Raw genomic sequence first — 21,706 nt, 5'->3', positions numbered from 1 at the left:
CGCGCGGGCGCCTCCGGCCGGCGGCCGTTGCTACCCGCGCCATGCGGGCGGGCGTTTTTCCAGAAAGGCGGCCACGCCTTCGCGGGCCTCGGCGCCGGCGCGGGTCCGCGCGATCCAGTCGGCCGTCTGCTCGATCAGCGCGTCGTCGAGCGCACGGCCCGCGACATCCCTGACCAGCGCCTTGCATGCGCGCACCGCCTGCGGACCGTTCGCGCGCAGCGCGTCGGTCAGCTTCGCGATCGTCGCGTCGAGGATGTCGGCCGGCACCGTCTCGTGGACGAAGCCCAACTGCGCGGCCTTCGCGGCATCGAATACCTCGGCGCTCGCGAAGTAGCGGCGCGCCGCCCGCTCGCCCATCGCGCGGATCACGTAGGGCGCGATGGTCGCGGGGATCAGGCCGAGCCGCGCCTCGGACAGGCAGAATTTCACGGTATCGGCCGCGATCGCGATGTCGCAGGCCGCGACGAGCCCCACCCCGCCGGCGTATGCATCGCCGTGCACGCGCGCGATCACCGGCTTGCCGCAGCGGTAGATCGCCTCGAGCATCCGCGCGAGCAGGCGTGCGTCGGCGCGGTTCTCGTCGTCCGAGAAGCCGGCCATCTTCTTCATCCAGTTCAGGTCCGCGCCCGCGCAGAACGCCGGGCCTTTCGACGCGAGCACGACCGCGCGGATCGCCTCGTTCGCGTCGAAGCCACCGAACGCGGCCGTCAGCTCGGCGATCATCGTTTCGTTGAACGCGTTGCGCACGTCGGGGCGCGCGAGCATGACGGTCGCGATGCGGCCGTCGTCGGTGACTTCGATTGTTTCGTAGCGCATCGTCGACTCCTGTCGACCGGGGCGGGCGCGTCGGCACCGGCCCGGTCTCATGCAAGGCTTACATCCGGAACACGCCGAAACGCGTGTCCTCGATCGGCGCGTTCATCGCGGCGGCCAGGCCGAGGCCGAGCACGTCGCGGGTCTGGGCCGGATCGATCACGCCGTCGTCCCACAGGCGCGCGCTCGCGTAATACGGATGACCCTGGCGCTCGTACTGGTCGCGGATCGGCTGCTTGAACGCTTCCTCGTCCTCCGCCGACCACGCGCCGCCCTTCGCCTCGATGCCGTCGCGGCGCACCGTCGCCAGCACCGACGCCGCCTGCTCGCCGCCCATCACCGAAATGCGGGCGTTCGGCCACATCCACAGGAAGCGCGGCGAATACGCGCGGCCGCACATGCCGTAGTTGCCCGCGCCGAACGAGCCGCCGATGATCACCGTGAACTTCGGCACCTTCGCCGTCGCCACCGCGGTCACCATCTTCGCGCCGTGGCGCGCGATCCCTTCGTTCTCGTATTTGCGGCCGACCATGAACCCGGTGATGTTCTGCAGAAACACGAGCGGAATCTTGCGCTGGCAGCACAGCTCGATGAAATGCGCGCCCTTCACCGCCGATTCGGAAAACAGGATGCCGTTATTCGCGACGATCCCGACCGGGTGCCCCCAGATATGCGCGAAGCCCGTCACCAGCGTCGTGCCGAAGCGCGCCTTGAATTCGTCGAACGCGGAATCGTCGACGATCCGCGCGATCACCTCGCGCACGTCGAACGGCTTGCGGGTGTCGGCCGGAATCACGCCGTACAGGCTCTTCGCGTCGTAGCGCGGCGGCAGCGGCTCGCGCAGCGCGAGCGGCGCGACCGCCCGGCCGCCCAGGTTGCCGACGATGCCGCGCGCGATCGACAGCGCGTGCGGATCGTTCTGCGCGAGATGATCGACGACGCCGGACAAGCGCGTATGCACGTCGCCGCCGCCGAGATCCTCCGCGCTCACTTCCTCGCCGGTGGCCGCCTTCACGAGCGGCGGGCCGCCCAGAAAAATCGTGCCCTGATTCCTGACGATGATCGATTCGTCGCTCATCGCCGGCACATACGCGCCGCCCGCGGTACACGACCCCATCACCACCGCGATCTGCGCGATGCCGGCCGCCGACATCGTCGCCTGGTTGAAGAAGATCCGGCCGAAGTGATCGCGATCGGGAAACACGTCGTCCTGGTTCGGCAGGTTCGCGCCGCCCGAGTCGACGAGGTACACGCACGGCAGGCGGTTCTCCGCCGCGATCTCCTGCGCGCGAACGTGCTTCTTCACCGTGATCGGGTAGTAGGTGCCGCCCTTCACCGTCGCGTCGTTGCAGACGATCACGCATTCGCGGCCGGCGATCCGGCCGATTCCGGTGATCACGCCGGCGCCCGGCGCATCGTCGTTGTACATGCCGAACGCCGCGAGCTGCGACAGTTCGAGGAACGGCGTGCCCGGATCGAGCAGTTGCGCGATCCGGTCGCGCGGCAGCAGCTTGCCGCGCGACAGATGCTTGTCGCGGGCGGCCCGGCCGCCGCCTTGCGCGAGCTGGTCGATTTTCGCGCGCAGATCGGCGACGACGGCTTCGAGCGCCGCGGCATTCGCGCGGAGCTCCTCGGAACGCGGGTTCAGCTTGGATTCGATGATCGGCATGCGTGCAGGCTCCGCGGCGGACTCAGGCGGTTTCCGCGAACAGCTCGCGGCCGATCAGCATCCGGCGGATCTCGCTCGTGCCGGCGCCGATCTCGTAGAGCTTCGCGTCGCGCCACAGGCGGCCGACCGGAAACTCGTTGATGTAGCCGTTGCCGCCCATGATCTGGATCGCCTCGCCCGCCATCCACGTGGCTTTCTCGGCGGTATAGAGGATCACGCCCGCGCAGTCCTTGCGCACCTGGCGCACATGGCCGCTCGAAATCGAGTCGAGATGGCGGCCCACGGCGTACAGATACGCGCGGCAGGCCTGGAAGGTGGTGTACATGTCAGCGACCTTGCCCTGGATCAGCTGGAATTCGCCGATCGACTGGCCGAACTGCTTGCGGTCGTGGATATACGGCACGACCGCGTCGAGGCACGCGGCCATGATGCCGGTCGGGCCGCCCGAGAGCACGGCGCGCTCGTAGTCGAGGCCGCTCATCAGCACCTTCACGCCGCCGTTCAGTTCGCCGAGGATGTTCTCCTCCGGCACTTCGACGTCCTGGAACACCAGTTCGCCCGTGTGCGAACCGCGCATGCCGAGCTTGTCGAGCTTCTGCGCGACCGAGAAGCCCTGCATGCCCTTCTCGACGATGAACGCGGTGATGCCGCGCGCGCCGGCTTCGGGCTCGGTCTTCGCGTAGACGACCAGCGTGTCGCAATCCGGGCCGTTGGTGATCCACATCTTGGTGCCGTTCAGCACGTAGCGGTCGCCGCGCTTGTCCGCGCGCAGCTTCATGCTGACGACGTCGGAGCCGGCATTCGGCTCGCTCATCGCGAGCGCGCCCACGTGCTCGCCGGACACCAGCCCGGGCAGATACTTGCGCTTCTGCGCTTCGCTGCCGTTGCGATGGATCTGGTTGACGCACAGATTCGAATGCGCGCCGTAGGACAAGCCGACCGACGCCGACGCGCGCGAGATTTCCTCCATCGCGACCATGTGCGCGGTATAGCCGAGGTTCGCGCCGCCGTACTCCTCCGCAACCGTCATGCCGAGCACGCCGAGATCGCCGAACTTGCGCCAGAGATCCATCGGGAACTGGTCGGTGCGGTCGATCTCGGCCGCGCGCGGCGCGATTTCCTTCGCCGCGAAGTGCGCGATCGCGTCGCGCAGCATCTCGATGTCTTCACCGAGCATGAATTGCACGCCGGGCAGGTTGATCATGTCTCCTCCGTCTCCAGAAAGTCCGGAAACGTGTCGATTTCTGAGTTTTGCTCAAAATCACACGTTTCGCCAATTCATTGCAACATTTTGCGGAAAATTTCGGCTAGTTTGGCGCTTGGCATGGGGTGTCGTCAATAGTTTTTTGAGTGACACTCAGATATCATGCCGACATGACAGGTACGCAAGCAGGCAGTAAAACCATGACCGCTCCTCCGAAGGCCGGCCGCGCCGATCATCCGCGAGCGCCGGCAAGCCGGAAATCCCAGCAGCGCGTGCAGGACATCCTGCGCGCCGGGCGCGACGTTTTCGCGGAAAAGGGTTACGAACACGCGACGGCGGCGGAGATCGCGCAGCGGGTCGGAGTCTCCGAGGCCACCGTGTTCAGCTACTTTCGCGGCAAGCGGGAGCTGTGCGCGCGGGTGATCGCGGATTGGTACGACGAAATCATCGCGGCATTCGAGGACGGGATGCCGCACGACGCGCCGGTGGACCAGCAGTTCGCATTCATCGTGCGCACGCATCTGCGCCTGATGCTGGTGAACGGCACCGGCCTGTGCGCGCTCGTGCTGTCCGAGGGACGGGCCAAGCAGCACGCGTTGAGCGACGAGCTGACGGAACTGCAGCGGCGCTACACCGCGCCGCTGATGGAGGTGCTGGCGCGCGGGCAGGCGGCCGGCCAGGTGCGCACCGATATGCCGCTCAGTCTGCTGAGGTCGCTCGTGTTCGGGCCGATGGAGCATGTGCTGTGGGATGCGATCCTGGGGCGCAGAAAGCTGGATACCGAAACAACCGCGGCGCAGCTGATCGAGATGCTGTGGGCGGCGGTGCAGCCGCCGGCGCCGGAAAGCGCGGCGCTGGTCCGGTTCAGGAACGAGGTGTCGGAAGCCCTGCGACGCATGGACAAGGCGACGGAACGCAAGCCGCGGTCGTGACCGGCCGTCGGCCCGCGCTTCGTCCTGCCCGCGGGCCGACGTAGACGCGCGACCGGGCGCGCCCCCGACCGGCGCGCTCGCCGATGCAATGCGCCCTATAGTGATGCGCATGTCCCCTCCGGATTCGAGGTTCCGCCGTGACCGACCCCAGCCCGCTTCCCGCGCCGTCCGCCTGCCCCCTCCGGTCCGGCTCGCCCACCGGTCAGCACGGGCCGACCGGCTGCCCCGTCAGCGCGCGCGCCGCGCAATTCGATCCGTTCGGGGACGGCTACCAGCAGAATCCGCCCGAGTACGTCCGCTGGTCCCGCGAGCAGGAACCGGTGTTCTACAGCCCGGCGCTCGGCTACTGGGTCGTGACGCGCTACGACGACATCAAGGCGATCTTCCGCGACAACCTCACGTTCAGCCCGTCCATCGCGCTCGAAAAGATCACGCCGACCGGCCCCGAGGCCAATCGCGTGCTCGCGTCGTACGGCTATGCGATGAACCGGACGCTCGTCAACGAGGACGAGCCCGCGCACATGCCGCGCCGCCGGCTCCTGATGGAGCCCTTCACGCCGGACCACCTGAAACGCCACGAACCCCTGGTGCGCCGGCTCGTGCGCGAATACGTCGACCGCTTCATCGACGACGGCCGGGCCGATCTCGTCGACCGGATACTGTGGGAGGTTCCGCTCACCGTCGCGCTGCACTTCCTCGGCATCCCGGAGGAGGACATGGACACGCTGCGCCGGTATTCGATCGCGCACACCGTCAACACGTGGGGCAGGCCCGGGCCGGATCAGCAGGTCGAGGTCGCGCACGCGGTGGGCCGGTTCTGGCAGTTCGCCGGACAGGTGCTCGACCGGATGCGGCGGGATCCGTCCGGGCCGGGCTGGATGCAGTACGGCATCCGCCAGCAGCGCGCGCATCCGGACATCGTCACCGATTCCTATCTGCATTCGATGATGATGGCGGGCATCGTCGCGGCGCACGAGACCACGGCGAACGCGGCCGCGAACGCGCTCAAGCTGCTGCTGCACCCCGACGCGTGGCGGGCGCTCTGCGACGACCCGCGCCTGATCCCCGGCGCCGTCGAGGAATGCCTTCGCCACGACGGATCGATCGCGGCCTGGCGCCGGCTCACGACGCGGGACACCCGGGTGGGCGATGTCGACCTGCCCGCCGGCTCGCGGCTGCTCATCGTCACCTCGTCGGCCAATCGCGACGAGCGCCACTTCGCCGATGCGGACCGCTTCGACATCCACCGGGAGAATGCCGGCGACCAGCTGACCTTCGGATACGGTTCGCATCAATGCATGGGGAAGAATCTCGCGCGGATGGAGCTGCAGATCTTCCTGGAGGAATTCACGCGGCGCCTGCCGCACATGAGGCTGTCCGAGCAGCGCTTCACCTATCTGCCGAACACGTCGTTCCGGGGGCCCGAGCATGTGTGGGTGGAATGGGAGCCGGCGGCGAACCCGGAGCGCCGCCACCCCGAGCTGCTGCATGCCCGGACGCCCGTGCGGATCGGCGAGCCCCCGGCGCACGCGGCCGGCAGGCCGGTCGTCGTGGCGAGCGTGAGCCGCGCGGCCGACGGCGTCCTCCGCGTGAGGCTGGTCGCGCCGGACGGCGGCGCGATGCCGCGCTGGTCGCCGGGCTCGCACATCGACATCGAATGCGGCGAGACGGGGCTGTCGCGACAGTATTCGCTGTGCGGGGATCCGGCCGACCGGCACGGCTTCGACATTGCCGTGCTGCTGGCGCGCGAGGGCCGGGGCGGCTCGTCGTGGATCCACCGGCACGTGAAAGCCGGCGACCGCTTGAACATCCGCGGCCCGCGCAATCACTTCCGGCTCGACGAACGCGCCCGCAAGGCGATCTTCGTGGCGGGCGGAATCGGCATCACGCCGATCAGCGCGATGGCGCGCGAAGCGAGATCGCGCGGGATGGACTACGCCCTGCATTACAGCGGACGCACGCGCGCCTCGATGGCGCTGCTCGACGAACTCGCGGCGCTGCACGGCGAACGGCTTCACGTCCATGCGTCCGACGAAGGCCGGCGCAACGACTTCGGCGCGTTGCCCGTGACAGCCGGCACGCAAGTCTATGCGTGCGGCCCGGAACGGATGCTCGCGGCGCTGCAATCGTGCGCGGCGGCGTGGCCCGACGATACGCTCAGGGTCGAACATTTCACGTCGACGGTGCGCGCGCCGAATCCCGGGCACGAGCACGCGTTCGAAGTCGAACTCAGCGACTCCGGCGTGGTGATCGGCGTGGCGGCGAATCAGACGCTGCTGGCCGCGCTGCGCGCCGCCAACATCGACGTCCAGAGCGATTGCGAGGAAGGCCTGTGCGGCTCCTGCGAGGTGCGCGTCATCGCCGGCGACGTCGACCACCGGGACAGGGTGCTGACGCGCGGCGAACGAGAGGCGAACGTGAAGATGATGAGCTGCTGCTCGCGGGCAGCGGGCGGCCGGATCGTATTGGCACTCTGACGGCAGGGGCTGCGTGGTCGACTCCGACGGCCGTCGCGCGTCCTCCGGCGATGGCCGTTGCGGCGTCCGCGCCGCGCATGCGTCCATGCATCGCTCGCCGCCGATCCTCCGGCTGCGTCCGCCGGCAAGCATCAACGACATCGATGCGCGTCGTTACCTCACCGGGCGGCTCCGGCAGCCGTCGCCGCCGGGGGCGGCCGACCGATCGCGGGCGGCCGCACTCGAAGACGGCCGCGACCCAGCCGACCGTTCCGCCGATCACGCCGCTTCGCGAGCCGTGCGTGCTTGCTACCCGAGACGACGGGGTGGCGCAACCGTGCAGCCGTGCAACCGTCAACGTGTCTTGTCGACGATCTCGTACCGCTTTTGCCCGGCATCGACATGAACGAGCGTGTCGAGCACGCGTATCACGGGCGGATGGCCGTAGACCCGCTCGACCATCGCCTTGTACTCGGCGTCGTGCCACCGGGCGGCCGCCTCGCGGGTTCGCCAGATGTAGACGCCGCCGCCTTCGTGCGTCGCTTCGTCATAGTGGTACCACTTGTGCAGCAGATCCGGATTGTTCGCCCACTTGACCGCCGTGGTCTCATAGCGCTCCACCAGCGTGCGCAGATCGACGTCCGGCATGAGCTTGAAAAAGACGATTTCGGTAATCATGGTCGCACCTCGTGCGGAAACAGGAACATCGGTGGATTCGGCGGAACACGCGTGCCTTCCGGCAACGGCGTTCCGGCGGCCTGGGGACGACGGACCTTCGGCATCGCGACCGGAACCTCGACGACGGCACGCGAGCGTTCCGGAGTCGCGGCACGCCCGCTCATGCCGCGCCGTTCGGCTTCGCTGCACGGAACCGGACGGCAGCGCCCATTCGCGCGAGCATCGGCGGGTTCGCCACGACGCCCGACGGCGCGCGCCCGGCGCGGCACAGCGCAGCGGCCCTCGCGCCGGACGTCGTCATTGCCCCGCCGGCGCGGCCGGCTTGACGAAGCGCAGCGTCATCCGGTCCGACTCGCCGATCGCCAGATATTTCTGCCTGTCCTGCTCGCCGAGCGCGAGCGTCGGCGGCAAGGTCCAGACGCCCTTCGGATAATGCTTCACGTCCTTCGGGTTGGCATTGATCTCGCTGCTGCCGGCGAGCACGAAGCCGGCATCGGTTGCCAGTTTCGTCAGATACGCGACCGGCAGATAACCGCTCTCGTTGGCCGCATCCATCGACGTGCCGGGCGCCGCCCGGTGGTCGACCACGCCCAGCGTGCCGCCCGGGCGCAGGACCGCATAGAACGCCTTGAACATCGCCTCGGCCGTGCCCGCCTTCGTCCAGTTGTGCACGTTGCGGAAGGTCAGCACCAGATCGGCCGACCCGGGCGGCCCGAACGTCGGCGCCTTGGCGTCGTAGCTGACGATCGAGGCCGCGCCGTAGCACGCCGGATCGGCCGCGAACTTCTGCGCGAGCGCCCGCGCCAGTTCGGTGCTTTCCCCGCCCGCCGCCAATTGCTGCGCGGCGATGTAGCGTCCGTTATCGCGCAACAGCGGCGCCAGGATCTCGCTGTACCAGCCGGGCGACGGCGCGATCTCGATGACCGTCTCGCCGGGGCGAAAGCCGAAGAACGTCAGCGTCGCTTCGGGATGGCGATAGACGTCGCGGGCGCGATTCGCCGCCGGGCGCCACGCGCCGCCGAGCACCTCGCTCCATTGCGACGCACTGAACGCGGCCGCTGCCGGGGGCGCCGCCGCGTCCGGAGGCGCGGTCTGGGCGTGCGCGACGGCGCTCACGGTCAACAGCGTGGCCAGGCATGCGACGGCGAGTCGATTCATCTTGGATACCTCCGGTGGCACGGCGGGAGAAGAAACGGGGAAGCGGCGCTGCCGACGCATTGTGGCATGCATGCCGGGTTGCTGCCGGTGCGCGGTTTGCGTCGCCCCAGCTGGCCGCCGGACGCGGCGTAAAGCCGTCTCCGTCCCCGGCAAGACGATCGATCGCCGATGGGAAATCGCGGCTCAGGCTATCGCCGCGAGGCCGGCGGCATCGCGATGATGCGGCGGTGCGGTTCGATCCGCTCGCCCACCACCCGGCTCATGGGACGCAGCAGGTCCGGTTGTCGCCCGCTGCCGTCCACGCGAAACCAACGAGACCGATGCGACGACGCGATCATTCCGCTCGCCGAGCACCCGGCGGGCGGACGCCCTAACGCCATGCCTGCGTGAACTCGCCGATCACCCGCGTCAGATGATCCCGCATCGCGGCGCGTGCCGCCTCCGGTTCGCGACGCATGATCGCGGTAAAGATCCGCTGATGATCTTCCTGCGACGCCGCGCGCAGCTCGGGCGTATGAAAATGCTCCTCGATCTTGTGCCACAACGGGTCCGCGCGCGCGCTATCCCACATCGCGGTCACCATGCGCAGCAAAACCGTGTTGCCGGTCGCCTCGGCGATCGACAGATGGAACCGCCTGTCCGCCGCATCGTTCGCCTGCTTGTCACCCATCTGCTCGCGCAGGGTCTTCAGCGCGCCGAACATGCGATCGAGATCGCCGTCCTTGCGCTCGGCGGCGGCCAGTGCCGCCACCTCCGACTCGATCAATACGCGCGCGCGCAGCGTCTCGATCGGCCCGGGGCCATGGGGCAGATCGAACGTCACCGGCCTCGCGCCCTCGACCGCCGAAACGTAGATGCCGGAGCCGAGGCGCACTTCCACGATGCCCTGAACCTCGAGCGCGATGATGGCCTCGCGAACCTGCGTGCGGCTCACGCCGAACCGGTCGGCCAGCGCCCGTTCGGAGGGCAGCCTCGCCCCGGTCGCGAAATCGCCGGCCGCGATCAGCCGGTGTACCTGTTTCGCCAGCCCGAAGTACGAACGGTCCGAAGCCTCGGCTTCCGGCCGGCCTGGCGTGGAGGAAATGTCATTCATGAAGGACTCGCGATCTGCGCACTGTGCAACGGCTCGCCGTCACGGATGTCGAAAATGGTATGCCACTTCGACATTTTAGCCAGTAAAAACCCCTCGCATGGCGATAACGCACGCCCGATCTCCAGACAGCGCAAGACAGAACTGGTAAACCACTATGGCTGCAAATTGGTATACCAAAGATACTGCACCAGGCAGTCGGGCCGGCCGCGTTCGCGCGTCCGGCTCCGGCGTTCATTCACCCTCCGCGCGAGTCCCGCAATGAAGATGTCTTTCCGCTGGTATGGCGAATCCGATCCCGTCACGCTCCAGTCCATCCGCCAGATTCCCGGCATGACGCACATCGTGTCCGCCATCTACGACGAGCCGGTCGGCGAGGTCTGGCCGCCGGAGAAGATCGCGGCGCTGAAATCGGCCATCGAGCAGGCGGGCCTGCGGTTCGAAGTCGTCGAGTCGGTGCCCGTTCACGAAGACATCAAGCTCGGAAAGCCCGGCCGCGACCGGCTCATCGCTCACTATCAGCAAACGATCCGCCATCTCGGCGCCGCCGGCATCAAGGTCGTCTGCTACAACTTCATGCCGGTGTTCGACTGGACGCGCACCGAGCTCTCGAAGACGCTGGAGGATGGCTCGACCTGTCTCGCATTCAGCACCAAGGACATCGAGGAGATCGATCCGGACAAGGGCATCGCGCTGCCCGGCTGGGATTCGAGCTACAAGCCGGAAGCGTTGCGGGCGCTGCTCGCCGACTATCGCGGCGTCGACGAGGCGCGGCTTTGGGCGCATCTCGAATACTTCCTGAAGGCCGTCGTGCCGGTCGCGGAACAGGCAGGCGTGAAGATGGCGATTCATCCCGACGATCCGCCTCGGCCGATCTTCGGACTGCCTCGCATCGTGAAAAATCGCGACGACCTGGCTCGCATCCTGAAGATCGTGGATACGCCGGCCAATGGCCTCACGCTGTGCTCCGGCTCGCTCGGCGCGGGACCGCAGAACGATGTCGAGGCCCTCGTGCGCGAGTTCGGCGGCATGGGCCGCATCCACTTCGCGCACATCCGCAACGTGAAGGTCTCGCCCGACGGGGACTTCGAGGAATCGGCCCACCTCTCGAGCTGCGGGTCCCTCGACATCGCCGCGATCGTCAAGGCGTATCACGACACGGGCTTCACCGGCTACGTCCGGCCGGATCACGGCCGCATGATCTGGGGCGAGACAGGCAAGCCCGGCTACGGTTTGTACGATCGCGCCCTGGGCGCCGTGTACCTCAACGGGCTCTGGGAAGCGATGGACAAACTGTCCTGACCGCTCGCGCACCCATCGTCAATCGAAAGAAAGCGGGGCGAATCGTTTCGCACGCCGCTCGATCGCCTCAACCCGGCGAGGAGACCACGCATGCCAAACATCCGATGGGCCATGATCTTCATGTGCTTCCTGGCCAACGTCATCAATTTCATCGACCGGGCAAACCTGGCGATCGCGGCGCCTGGCATCCGCGCGGATCTGGGTCTGGATGCCTTCGGCATGGGGCTCGTCCTGAGCGCATTCTTCTGGACCTACGCATTCCTGCAACTGCCGGCGGGATGGTTCATCGACAAGGTCGGCGTGCGCGTGAGCCTCGCGCTGGCGGTCGGCTGGTGGTCGATCTTCACGGTCGCGACCGGCGCGGCCCGCGGCCTCGGGCAACTGGTCGGCATGCGGCTGATGCTCGGCGTCGGCGAGGCCGGAGCGATCCCCTCCTTCGCGAAGGTCGCGTTCAACTGGTTCCCGCGCAGCGAGCGCGGGCTGGCGAGCAGCATCTTCGACAGCGGCTCGCGCGTGGGATCCGCGTTGTCTCTCCCGCTGGTGGCATGGCTGATCTCCGTGGTCGGCTGGCGCGGCTCGTTCGCCGTGACGGGCAGCCTCGGGCTCGTCTGGGCGCTGGCCTGGTGGTTCATCTACCGGGACCCGGAGCAGTATCGCGCCATCGCGCCCGAGGCCGTCGACGCGCTGCTCGCGCAACGCGCAGCGCCTGTCGCCGCGCGCACGGCCGGCTCGATCTCGTGGCTCGGCCTGTTCCGGTACCGCACGGTGTGGGGCATGATGATCGGCCTGTTCTGCCTGAACTTCGCCATCTACTTCTTCATCACCTGGTTCCCCAGCTACCTCCTGCAATCGCGAGGCTTCTCGCTCGCCTCGCTGGGCACATGGGGCATGCTGCCCGCGCTGCTGGCCATTCCCGGCGGCTGGCTCGGCGGCTATGTGTCGGACAGCCTGTTCAAGCGGGGATGGAGCGCCACGGCCGCACGCAAGACCTGCCTGGTGGCCGGCATGCTGCTTTCGTCGTCGATCGCCCTGTCGGTGTTCGTCCAAAGCGTCTGGGCCTGTCTTGCGCTGTTCGCGCTGGCCTATGCGAGCCTGTCGTTCGCCGGCGCCAACGTATGGACGCTGGTCGGCGAAGTGGCGCCGACGCCGGCACACGTCGCATCGCTCGGCGGCATTCAGAATTTCGCGGGCAATCTGGCGGGCATCTTCATCACGACGTTTACCGGGGCCATGCTCTCGATCACCGGCGGCTCGTTCGTCGTCCCGCTGACCGTCGCCGGCACACTTTGCATCGTCGGCGCGCTGTCGTATCTGTTCATCGTCGGGAAGGTCGAACCGCTGCCGTTGCTGCCGTGACGCAACGGCGATCCGCGGCGTTCCGGCCGTCTCCCGTCATGGTTGCGGGCGGCCGCCCGACGTCCGCTTGCCGCTTGCCCTGCCCGGCCGATTCAAGCACCGTCGGCCTTCCGATTCTCTCGCCCAAACAGCGCGAAGCTCACTGTCCTCGATCGCTTGACCTAGTCGCAAGCGGCATGGCGATTACCTTATCCCGTTCGGCCAACGTCACGCCAAACGCACCGAACGGGTGCCTCCGTGCTCGTCCCCCGAGCTATATTGGGTCGATGCCTGTCGGCACCCAGCAGCGCGGATCAGCAACTCAGGATGGCGGATATGGATTTTGGAAAACGCATCGCGACGTTCCGCAAGGAACGCGGCTTGAATCAGATTCAACTAGCTGCGCGATCGCGCATTCATGTCGGTCAGATTCGCCGCTATGAAGGCGGCACCGACCTTCCCACCCTCGAAGTATTCAGGCGGCTGGTGACGGCGCTGGCCGTCAGCAGCGATGCGCTGCTGTTCGGCAAGGGGGAACGCGGCCCGGACGACGCATTTCATTTCCGGCTGGAGGCATTGCGCGCGATGTCGAGCGAAGATCGGCAGGTCGCGGGCACGATGCTCGACGCATTGATCTTCCGCCATGGCGCCACGAGCGGACCCGCCGCCGGAGCGACGCGAATCGATCCGGCGGCGCTCGACGGAAAAGATGAAAACGGTGAAGAGATCAATCGGGACAGCCGACGCGGCGGGCAAACGCGCGTCGGCGAGTGAGGATCGCGATGGACAATCGGCGGCACGTCGTCGCGAAAGCGCACGGACGCCCCGCGTGCCAAGGCCCGCCATCGCACACGCGATCGACGGGCCGCTCGATGCGAACCACCTTGCAGGCGGGTGCCCGGCACACGGCATGCAGGTCATCGAACCCCAAAGCAGGCGATCGCACTCGCCCGCCCGTCGCGCTCAATTCCCCCGCCGCCCCCGCACGCTCACGGCCGAATCGAACAACTCCTGCGCCCGGGCCAGTTCGTCCAGCGCCCGATCCAGCCGCGACATCGCCGCCGCATATTCGACGCTCGAGGATTCGTCCTCGCCGTCGCCGCGCATCGCGCGGAAAGCGAGATCGACGTTTCGCGTCGCCTCGACGAAACGCTGCGCGGCCAGGGCTTCTCGCGAATGGGTGATGATCGACATGAACCTTCCTCCCTCCGGTTGCAAAGTGGGGTAAGCCAAGCCTGAGCATGCGCAATGCGCGAGTCCCGCCGGCGTCCGTTCCCACATGCATCCGCCGCAACGAATCCCGCATCGAGCCGAATTTCACCCCGTCCCGCTCAGGCTGCCGGACGAGCGTGCAACACGTTCCTGCGCCCGCCGGAGCGGGTCGATCTCCCATTCCTGTTCCTGTCCGTCCTGCGTCACGCGTTCAATCGGGCGTATGTCGATTACCAGGCATGCCGCGCATGCGCGTGCGCGCCGCCGAACGAAGCGACCGGCTCGCTCGCCGGCAGATCGAACAGATCCCGCGTGAAGCCTCGTGCCTGCTCGGCGGCCGGCCGGCTGCGCAAGCGCCGCACCAGGTCGGCAAACGTCTCGAAATCGCCTTCGCGCGACGCCTTGTTGATCTCCGCCAGATCGCGCGCCTTGAGCACGCTGGGCTGCGTGAGCCGCACGACATACGGCGCCTCCAGTTCGACCGACAGCGCGAGCGGATAGCTCTTGCCGGTCTGCTCCTCCGTCCGCCCGATGTAATCGACCACCGCGCTGCCTTGCGCGGCGCCCAGCGGCTTGCCGGTGCTCACGCTGCGCAGATGGTCGGGGTACACCCGCAGCCGGGTGCCGATGCACAGCTCCGTCGGCGACGCGCACACCAGCGCGTAATGCGACGCCCGAGGGCGCCCCGACGGCAGCGTCGCGCGGCTGGCGATGAAGGCATGGGGCGGCAACTGGCGCACTTGGCCGCTCGCGTCGATCCACGCATTCCACAACAGCGAATCTTCCCGCTTCCAGTCACCCGGCCGGGGCTTGCTCGCCACGGGAGAAAACAACGCGATCAGCGAGCCCGTGCGGTGCGCGGCGATCTGCGCGCTGCTGCCGAGCGATTGCCCGATGCCCCACAGAAACCGCCCGCCGCCCAGCCTGCGCTCCCATTCCTTGCGGAGCACGGTGGTCGGCAATTCCTCGCCGGACTCGGCGCCGAGCTTGGTCCAGCAAAACGTGGGGGGCAGGTGTTTCAGTGTCATCGACTTTCTCGGGATGCTGCTGCTCGCCGGAGATTGAACGAGCAATTCAATATTCGTTAATGTATAAGTATAATGCATACCATGGGAACGCTAGACACTAAATTTCCGGTGCAGGATCTGTTGAGCCGATTGACGGCGGATACGCGCTCATCCAGCGAAATAGCAAGGCTTTCCGGAGTCAGCCAGCCCACCGTCTCGCGACTTCGACTGTCGAAAGGGCGTCGGCTGCGCAGAAGCGCGCCATTCAATAAGCTATGCAGTTTCTATGGAGTGGGGGTGCCGCCGCCGGGACGGCGGATGGACGGCTACAACGATTTGCTGCGCGACGCGATCGTCGAGGCGTGGGACGGCTCGGAAGAGCACGGTCGCGCGCTGCTGGTGGTGATCGCGGGGTTGAAGGGGCTGGCCACCAAGCTGGAGTGAAGGGCGGCGAGGGCCGGGCCGGCCCGGCTGCGCGCGTTGCGCGCAGCCGATGCAGATGCCTCAGCCCCGTGGGCAACGGCGCTAGCTGAAGGGTTCCGCCCCGACAACGCCTCGCCGCGGACGGAATTGAGCGTCGTGTCTCGATGCCGAGTAGGAGGAAGCGCCCCGAATGACGCGCCCGACGATGCGCAGAAACGGCAGCGCGCATCGCCCGGGACACACCACCCTGTGCACTCCGGACACAATACCCATCGGCAATCGCGCCCTCTCCGGCCCCGGCGCGCCCCCATCCGCCCCGCCCGCCTATCGACGCGCGCGGGTCCGGCGTGAGAAGATCGCGCGCCGGACCCGGCATTCATGCCATCCATGTCCCACATGAAATTCACGATCCTCCGCGTGGCGGGCTTCGCCGCCGCGCTCGTCACCTGCACACCCGCCGCCGCCCAGTTCGGTCTGCAGCCCGCGCAAGCGCTGCCGTCTCCGAAGCAGCAGTTCGGACTGCGACCCACCCAGGCCCTGCCGCCTCCGCAACTGCAATTCGCCGCGCCGGGCCAGCACAACGCCTCGCCCCCGCCCGCCCGCACGCAAGGTCGCGCCGCCGATTGCAAGGCCTTGGCCGCGCAGATGAATGCCCTGTCCCAAGCCGCGATGTCGCCGGGCCTCGCGCCCGCCCAATCCCGCTCATTCGGCACACCGTCCGCTCCCGCCGGGGCCGGAAGTCAGGGCACTCGGCCCGCGGCCGGGCTCCTCGCGCCGGGCGGCGCATCGCCGCTCGCCGACGCCCGCATGGCAGCCAAGCCGCCGCGCGGCCAGCAGAACCCGGACGACCGGCGCGCCGCGCTCGAAGCGCGCTACCGGCAGTTGGGCTGCGGCCGCTGACGAGCGGCGCGCGACGCGGGGCCGGCGCCCCATACCATGCCGCGTGCCGCGCGGTAACATGTCGACGGCCCGCCGCCTCGCAAGAACGGCGCTTCTCCACCCGACACCCCGCTCGCCGTGACCACGCCCCTGCTGACGCCCGCTATCGCCTCGCAATTCGCGAACCTCGCGCTCAACCATCTGACGCGCGAATACCCGAACAAACTCACGCACTGCCTCGAAGGCCCGCAAGACGTCCAGGGACCGCGCGATCTGCATCCCGTCTTCTACGGCAGCTACGACTGGCACTCGTGCGTCCACGGCTACTGGCTCGTCACGCGGCTCCTCGCGCGCTATCCGGATCTGCCGGAAGCCGCGCGCATCGCGCAGGTGGTCGATGCGCATTTCACGGCGGACAAGGTCGCGGGCGAAGCCGCCTACCTGAACCTGCCGCACAACCGCGGCTTCGAGCGGCCGTATGGCTGGGGCTGGCTGCTGGCGCTGTCCGCGCAGCTCGCATCGATGAATTCGCCCGACGGGCAGCGCTGGTCGCGCACCCTCGCGCCGCTCACCGCCCTCTTCGTCGATCGCTTCACGGAATTCCTGCCGAAAGCGACGTATCCGCTGCGGGTCGGCACGCACTTCAACACCGCGTTCGCGCTGTCGCTCGCGCTCGATTTCGCACGGCAGACCCGACACGGCGCGCTCGAATCCATCATCGTCGAAACGGCGCGGCGCTGGCATCTGCAGGATGCGGGCTGTCAGGCATGGGAGCCGAGCGGCGACGAGTTCCTGTCGCCCGCGCTGATGGAAGCCGAACTGATGCGCCGCGTGCTGCCCGCCGCCGAATTCGACGGCTGGTTCGCGCGCTTCCTGCCCGAGCTGGCCGAACGCCGTCCGGCCACGCTGTTCACGCCGGCCACCGTCACCGACCGGACCGACGGCAAGATCGCGCATCTCGATGGCCTGAACCTGAGCCGCGCGTGGTGCCAGCGGGCCCTGTCGCGCGCGCTGCCGGAAGGCGACGCCCGCAAGGCCGTGCTGATCGAAGCGGCGGACATCCATCTGTCGGGCGCGCTCGCGCATGTGGCCGGCGACTACATGGGCGAGCATTGGCTGGCGTCGTTCGCGCTGCTGGCCCTGGAAGCCTAGCGGACCGCGTCCGCGCGGACGCAAAAAAAGCCGGAGCCGCGCAAGCGCTCCGGCTTTTTTGCGTGCGCCGTTTCAGCTGGAAATCTTTTCGAGCGCGATACCCTTCGTGCGCGGCCCCATCAGGCCGATCGAGGCCATCACCACGGCCATCGCCCCCGCGATGAACACGAACACGCCCGCCGTGCCGAAGCCTTTCAGCACCGCCGCGATCGCGAACGACGTGAAGATCGCCGAGAAGCGGCTCCACGAATAGACGAAGCCCACCGCCCGCGCACGAATCGCGGTCGGGAACAGCTCGGCCTGATACGCGTGGAAGCTGTACGACATGATGTTGTTCGCGAGCGTGAGGCAGATGCCGAGCCCGACCAGCAGCCACGCGGCCGACGCCTGGCTGAACATCAGCCCGCAGACGATCGCCGCGCCCGCCATCGCGACGATGGTCGTCTTGCGTTCGAAGCGGTCGGCGATCGCGAGGCCGATCAGCGGCCCGATCGGCGCGGCCAGCGCGATCAGGCTCGAATACATCAGGCTCGTCGTGATCGTGATCCCCTGCTTGATCAGCAGCGTCGGCACCCAGTTCGCGAAGCCGTAGAAGCCGACCGTCTGGAACACGTTGAAGAGCGTCAACATCAGCGTGCGCTTGCGGTACGGCGGCACCCACATGTCGCGGAAGCTGCCGCGCCCGGGCACGGGTTCGGCCGGCGCGGGCGGCGGCAGCGGCTTGCCGTACTCGGCGGCCACCTTCACCTCCAGCGCGGTGACGATCCGGTCGGCTTCGTCGAGCCGCCCCTGTTGCGCGAGCCAGCGCGGACTTTCCGGCAGTTGCCGGCGAATCCACCAGACGAAGATCGCGCCATGCGCGCCGATCAACACGACCCAGCGCCAGCCGTCGATGCCGAACGGCGCGTGCGGCACCAGCAGATACGCGAGGAACGCGACGACGGGCACCGCGACGAAACCCACCGCCTGCTCGCACGCGAAAGCACGACCGCGGATCTGCTTCGGCACGAGTTCGGAGATGTAGGTGCCGATCGTCACCATCTCGACGCCGAGCCCGAGGCCGACGACGAAGCGCCAGACATTCAGCCCGGCCGCCGTGTCCTGGAACGCCATCACGACGTTCGCGGCCGTGTACCACAGCAGCGACCAGGTAAACACCGCGCGCCGGCCGAACCGGTCGGCCAGGAAGCCGCACGCGATCGTTCCGATGAACAGCCCCGCGAACAGCGCGGCGATGAAGCTCGCGACGCCCGTCGTGCCGAACAGCCCATGCGTCGTTGCCGTCAGGATCCCGCTCTTGACCAGACCGGGCGCGACATAGCCGCTGTACAGCAGATCGTAGAGCTCGAAAAAGAAGCCGAGACTCAGCAGGATCACCAGCTTCCAGATGCTGCGGGTGGCGGGCAGACGGTCGAGCCGGGCCGAGAGGCTGCCGGCGTCGAGCGATGAAGCGGGTGTCGCGGGCGCCCGAGGGGTGGTTTCCGTTACGGCCATCGTAAGCGTGTCTCCTGGTCGATGTTGTCGTGTGCCTCCGGGCGCGCCCGGTTCGCATGTTCGCGCATTTTACCGGCGCGGGCGGGCCCGGTCGCGCATTCCCGCGAACCCGCGCGGGCGTGCCGCGCATGGACCGGCGGGAAACCGTTCGCATGCTTCGCCGTCCGCCGCGCGAGGCGGCGGCTTGTGTAAATGACGTAACGGTCTTTGCACCGGCCGCCCCTTGCGCGTCAATCGGCGCTATCGTCCGGCGTTCCGCCGACACCCGCGCCGGCATGCTCGGCGCGGGTTCGCCGGGCCGGGCCCCGCACGCGCCCCGTTCATCGCGAACGATCCGCCGAACCGTGGCAATCTACGGACGCATTGCAGCTGCCCACATCGTCAGCTGAACGTAAGGTTATCCCTATCCATGTCCGCCCTATCGAAATTCGCGCGCTGTCTCGCGCTGCTCGTCCTGTTGAATGTCCTGCCTATCGCGGTCGCGACCGCGTCGGCATTCCCGTCCCCGGCGTCCACCACCAGCGTCGGCGCCCCGTCCGCCCCGCCGCTGTCCCACGACGACGTGGTCGCCGAACTGAAGCGGATGCAGACCGAGCAGGACCACATCAAGCAGCAGACCTCGACCGCGACGAGCAGCAAGCAGCTGGACGCGCTCGACGACGCCACCCAGGAATTGACCACCGACGTCGACAAGCTGACGGCCGCGCTGCTCCCGCAGCGCGCGCAGCTGCAGGCCCAGCTCGACGTGCTCGGTCCGCCGCCCGCCGCCGGAAACGCGCCGGAAACGCCCGCGGTCGCCCAGCAGCGCGCCGGCCTGAACGCCCGCAAGGCGCAGCTCGACGCGGAACTGAAACAGGCCGCCGACGAAAAGGACAACCTCGTCAACCTCACCCAGCAGTTCGCGAAGCTGCGCCGCAGCCTGCTGAGGGACCAGCTCGCGCTACGCTCCGGCAGCATTCTCGGCGCGCAGTTCTGGGCGCCGCTCTATCAGCCGCAGCCCGAGGACCTGCAGCGCCTCGACGCATTCGACGCGGACCTCCGCGACATGCTGCGCGCGGCCTGGCAGCCCGGGCAACGCGTCGTCACCGCGCTGCTGCTGATCCTCGCGTTCGCCGTCTGGACGGCCGGACGCCGCTCCCTCGAACGCGGGCTCGCCTGGGTGAGCCTTACCCAGCTGCCGGAAACCCGCCTGCGCCGCAGCGCGCTCGCGCTGTCGACCGTACTCGCGACGGTGCTCGCGACCGGCTTCGCGGTGCAGATCCTCTACATCGCGCTGATGCGCCGCTACGACCTGACGCCCGCGCTGGAGGACATGGCGGAGGGCTTCGCGAAGCTGACGCTCGCCTGCGCGCTGATCGCGGGCCTGGGCCGCGCGCTGCTGTGCACGCGCCGTCCTTCGTGGCGGCTGCCGGCGCTCGCCGATCCGGTCGCGCTCGCGATGAAGCCGTTCCCCGCCGCGCTGGCCGCGCTGCTGCTGGTCGCCGGCACGCTCGAGCAGATCAACCGGATCGCCGACACCAGCCTGCAGGTCACGCTGTTCGGCCGAGGCATCGTGTCGCTGGTCGTCGTGCTGACGATCGGCGCGTCGCTGCTGCGCGCCAATCGCGTACGCACCGCGCTCGCCGCGGCGGGCGAGCCGCCCGAGGCGCGCTCGACGCTGGCCGGCCTGATCCATGCGGCGGTCACGCTGGCCGTCGTCGCGTCGCTGATCGCGCTGCTGATCGGCTACATCACCGTCGCTCGTTTCATCACCTACGAACTGGTCTGGTTCGAGATCGTGCTGTGCAGCCTCTACCTGCTCACCCAGCTGACCCGCGACATCTGCGAGAGCCTGTTCTCCGCCAACCACTCGAGCGGCAAGCTCATCAAGCACCTGTTCGGGCTCGGCGACAGCCATCTCTCCCAGGCATCGACGGTCCTGTCGGGGATCGGCACGAGCGTGCTGCTGCTGCTCGCCGTGCTGGCGCTGTCGACGGGCGGCTTCGGCACGACGCCGGGCGACCTGCTCGACAGCCTGCTCGCGATGCTCGGCGGCGAGAAGCTGCGCGCGCTCAACATCGTGCCGGACCGGATCCTGAACGCGGTGATCGCGCTCGCGGTCGGCTTCTACGTGCTGCGCTCGGTGCGGCGCTGGCTCGACACCGAATTCCTGCCGACGCTCGGCATGGATCCCGGCATGCGCGTGTCGCTCGTCACGCTGTTCAGCAACATCGGCTACGTGCTGATCGTGCTGATGACGCTGGCGCTGCTCGGCGTCAAATGGAACAACCTCGCATGGATCGTCAGCGCGCTGTCGGTCGGGATCGGCTTCGGGCTGCAGGAGATCGTGAAGAACTTCGTGTCGGGACTCATCCTGCTGACCGAGCGGCCGGTCAAGGTCGGCGACATGGTCAGCATCAGCGGCGTCGAGGGCGACATCCGCCGCATCAACGTACGCGCCACCGAAATCCAGTTGAGCGACCGCTCGACCGTGATCGTGCCGAATTCGCAGCTGATCTCGCAAAACCTGCGCAACGTGACGATGGGCAACAGCACGCAGGGCGTCGCGACCCTGATGCTGACGTTTCCGCTGAACACCGACCCCGAGCAGGTGCGCGACCTGCTGCTCAGCGCCTACGAGGAACACCCGTCGATCCTCGACAAGCCCGCGCCGTCGGTGACGTTCAGCCAGTTGTCGCCCGACGGCATCACGTTGAGCGTGACGGGCTACGTGAGCAGCCCGCGGATCGCATCGACGACGAAAAGCGACCTGCTGTTCGAGATTCTCAAGCAGCTGCGCGCGTCCGGCATCACGCTGTCGAATCCGCAAACGCTGATGCTGCAGAGCCTGCCGCCCGCACCGTGATCCTCTCTCGCCGACGCGCGGCGGCGCCCATGTCCGGCACCGCGCGCGACTTGACGC

General features: G+C 68.1%; 18 protein-coding genes. 9 read left to right on the top strand and 9 right to left on the bottom strand.

Annotated elements, in window-relative coordinates; translation table 11 throughout:
- Positions 1-30: 30 nt before the first annotated feature.
- From RZR99_RS26225 to RZR99_RS26215, 3 genes are read right to left on the bottom strand one after another with little or no spacing between them, the layout of a single operon-like run.
- Positions 31-816: an enoyl-CoA hydratase/isomerase family protein gene (locus RZR99_RS26225; protein ID WP_323122691.1), complete on the bottom strand. Its 786-nt coding sequence runs from the start codon at positions 814-816 to the stop codon at positions 31-33.
- 58 nt (positions 817-874) lie between these two features.
- Positions 875-2,482, bottom strand: coding sequence for a carboxyl transferase domain-containing protein (locus RZR99_RS26220; protein WP_323122690.1), 1,608 nt, complete (start codon positions 2,480-2,482; stop codon positions 875-877).
- Positions 2,483-2,504: 22 nt separating this feature from the next.
- The gene (locus RZR99_RS26215) at positions 2,505-3,686 is read right to left on the bottom strand and encodes an isovaleryl-CoA dehydrogenase (protein ID WP_323122689.1); all 1,182 of its coding nucleotides are present in this window, start codon (positions 3,684-3,686) and stop codon (positions 2,505-2,507) included.
- Positions 3,687-3,886: 200 nt separating this feature from the next.
- Here RZR99_RS26215 and RZR99_RS26210 point away from each other — a divergent pair, with 200 nt between their 5' ends.
- Together RZR99_RS26210 and RZR99_RS26205 are read left to right on the top strand one after the other, a co-directional pair.
- Positions 3,887-4,618 carry a TetR/AcrR family transcriptional regulator gene (locus RZR99_RS26210; protein ID WP_323122688.1) on the top strand — a complete coding sequence of 244 codons (732 nt, stop codon included), beginning with the start codon at positions 3,887-3,889 and terminating at the stop codon, positions 4,616-4,618.
- A gap of 137 nt (positions 4,619-4,755) precedes the next feature.
- A complete protein-coding gene (locus RZR99_RS26205) occupies positions 4,756-7,095 on the top strand; it encodes a cytochrome P450/oxidoreductase (RefSeq protein ID WP_323122687.1) in 2,340 nt (779 codons plus the stop codon).
- 333 nt (positions 7,096-7,428) lie between these two features.
- Here the strand turns inward: RZR99_RS26205 and RZR99_RS26200 are convergent, their stop codons facing one another.
- The 3 genes from RZR99_RS26200 to RZR99_RS26190 all read right to left on the bottom strand — a co-directional run bounded on the left by RZR99_RS26200 (position 7,429) and on the right by RZR99_RS26190 (position 10,003).
- Entirely contained in the window at positions 7,429-7,752 is a 324-nt protein-coding gene (locus RZR99_RS26200) for a YdhR family protein (RefSeq protein WP_323122686.1), read from the bottom strand.
- A gap of 297 nt (positions 7,753-8,049) precedes the next feature.
- Complete coding sequence (locus tag RZR99_RS26195) at positions 8,050-8,910, bottom strand: class I SAM-dependent methyltransferase (protein ID WP_323122685.1); 861 nt, start codon at positions 8,908-8,910, stop codon at positions 8,050-8,052.
- A 370-nt stretch (positions 8,911-9,280) separates the two neighbouring features.
- Positions 9,281-10,003 carry a FadR/GntR family transcriptional regulator gene (locus RZR99_RS26190; RefSeq protein ID WP_323122684.1) on the bottom strand — a complete coding sequence of 241 codons (723 nt, stop codon included), beginning with the start codon at positions 10,001-10,003 and terminating at the stop codon, positions 9,281-9,283.
- Between the two features lie 258 nt (positions 10,004-10,261).
- On the opposite strand from RZR99_RS26190, the gene uxuA reads away from it, so the two are divergent.
- The 3 genes from uxuA (at position 10,262) to RZR99_RS26175 (ending at position 13,411) form a co-directional block, all read left to right on the top strand.
- Positions 10,262-11,302 (top strand): mannonate dehydratase, encoded by a 1,041-nt coding sequence (uxuA, locus tag RZR99_RS26185; RefSeq protein WP_323122683.1) that lies wholly within the window; start codon positions 10,262-10,264, stop codon positions 11,300-11,302.
- A gap of 90 nt (positions 11,303-11,392) precedes the next feature.
- Positions 11,393-12,658, top strand: coding sequence for an MFS transporter (locus tag RZR99_RS26180; protein ID WP_323122682.1), 1,266 nt, complete (start codon positions 11,393-11,395; stop codon positions 12,656-12,658).
- Between the two features lie 306 nt (positions 12,659-12,964).
- A complete protein-coding gene (locus RZR99_RS26175) occupies positions 12,965-13,411 on the top strand; it encodes a helix-turn-helix domain-containing protein (RefSeq protein WP_323122681.1) in 447 nt (148 codons plus the stop codon).
- 189 nt (positions 13,412-13,600) lie between these two features.
- On the opposite strand, the gene RZR99_RS26170 is transcribed toward RZR99_RS26175, so the two are convergent.
- Entirely contained in the window at positions 13,601-13,831 is a 231-nt protein-coding gene (locus RZR99_RS26170; protein WP_323122680.1) for a hypothetical protein, read from the bottom strand.
- Positions 13,832-14,079: 248 nt separating this feature from the next.
- Entirely contained in the window at positions 14,080-14,877 is a 798-nt protein-coding gene (locus tag RZR99_RS26165) for a hypothetical protein (protein WP_323122679.1), read from the bottom strand.
- Between the two features lie 72 nt (positions 14,878-14,949).
- Between RZR99_RS26165 and RZR99_RS26160 the strand changes: the two genes are divergently transcribed.
- The 3 genes from RZR99_RS26160 (at position 14,950) to RZR99_RS26150 (ending at position 17,310) form a co-directional block, all read left to right on the top strand.
- Complete coding sequence (locus tag RZR99_RS26160) at positions 14,950-15,300, top strand: XRE family transcriptional regulator (RefSeq protein ID WP_407655500.1); 351 nt, start codon at positions 14,950-14,952, stop codon at positions 15,298-15,300.
- Between the two features lie 357 nt (positions 15,301-15,657).
- Positions 15,658-16,179, top strand: a complete 522-nt coding sequence (locus RZR99_RS26155) for a hypothetical protein (RefSeq protein ID WP_323122677.1) — start codon at positions 15,658-15,660, stop codon at positions 16,177-16,179.
- Between the two features lie 117 nt (positions 16,180-16,296).
- Positions 16,297-17,310 carry a DUF2891 domain-containing protein gene (locus RZR99_RS26150; RefSeq protein ID WP_323122676.1) on the top strand — a complete coding sequence of 338 codons (1,014 nt, stop codon included), beginning with the start codon at positions 16,297-16,299 and terminating at the stop codon, positions 17,308-17,310.
- Positions 17,311-17,382: 72 nt separating this feature from the next.
- On the opposite strand, the gene RZR99_RS26145 is transcribed toward RZR99_RS26150, so the two are convergent.
- A complete protein-coding gene (locus tag RZR99_RS26145; protein ID WP_323122675.1) occupies positions 17,383-18,804 on the bottom strand; it encodes an MFS transporter in 1,422 nt (473 codons plus the stop codon).
- Positions 18,805-19,213: 409 nt separating this feature from the next.
- Between RZR99_RS26145 and RZR99_RS26140 the strand changes: the two genes are divergently transcribed.
- Complete coding sequence (locus tag RZR99_RS26140) at positions 19,214-21,649, top strand: DUF3772 domain-containing protein (protein ID WP_323122674.1); 2,436 nt, start codon at positions 19,214-19,216, stop codon at positions 21,647-21,649.
- The last annotated feature ends 57 nt before the right edge of the window (positions 21,650-21,706 follow it).

The organism is Burkholderia alba (assembly GCF_034721475.1).
In the GTDB taxonomy this organism is placed as follows: Bacteria; Pseudomonadota; Gammaproteobacteria; order Burkholderiales; family Burkholderiaceae; genus Burkholderia; species Burkholderia alba.
Note: the sequence above shows the minus strand (reverse complement) of the source record. Positions and strands in the feature narration are given on the sequence as shown.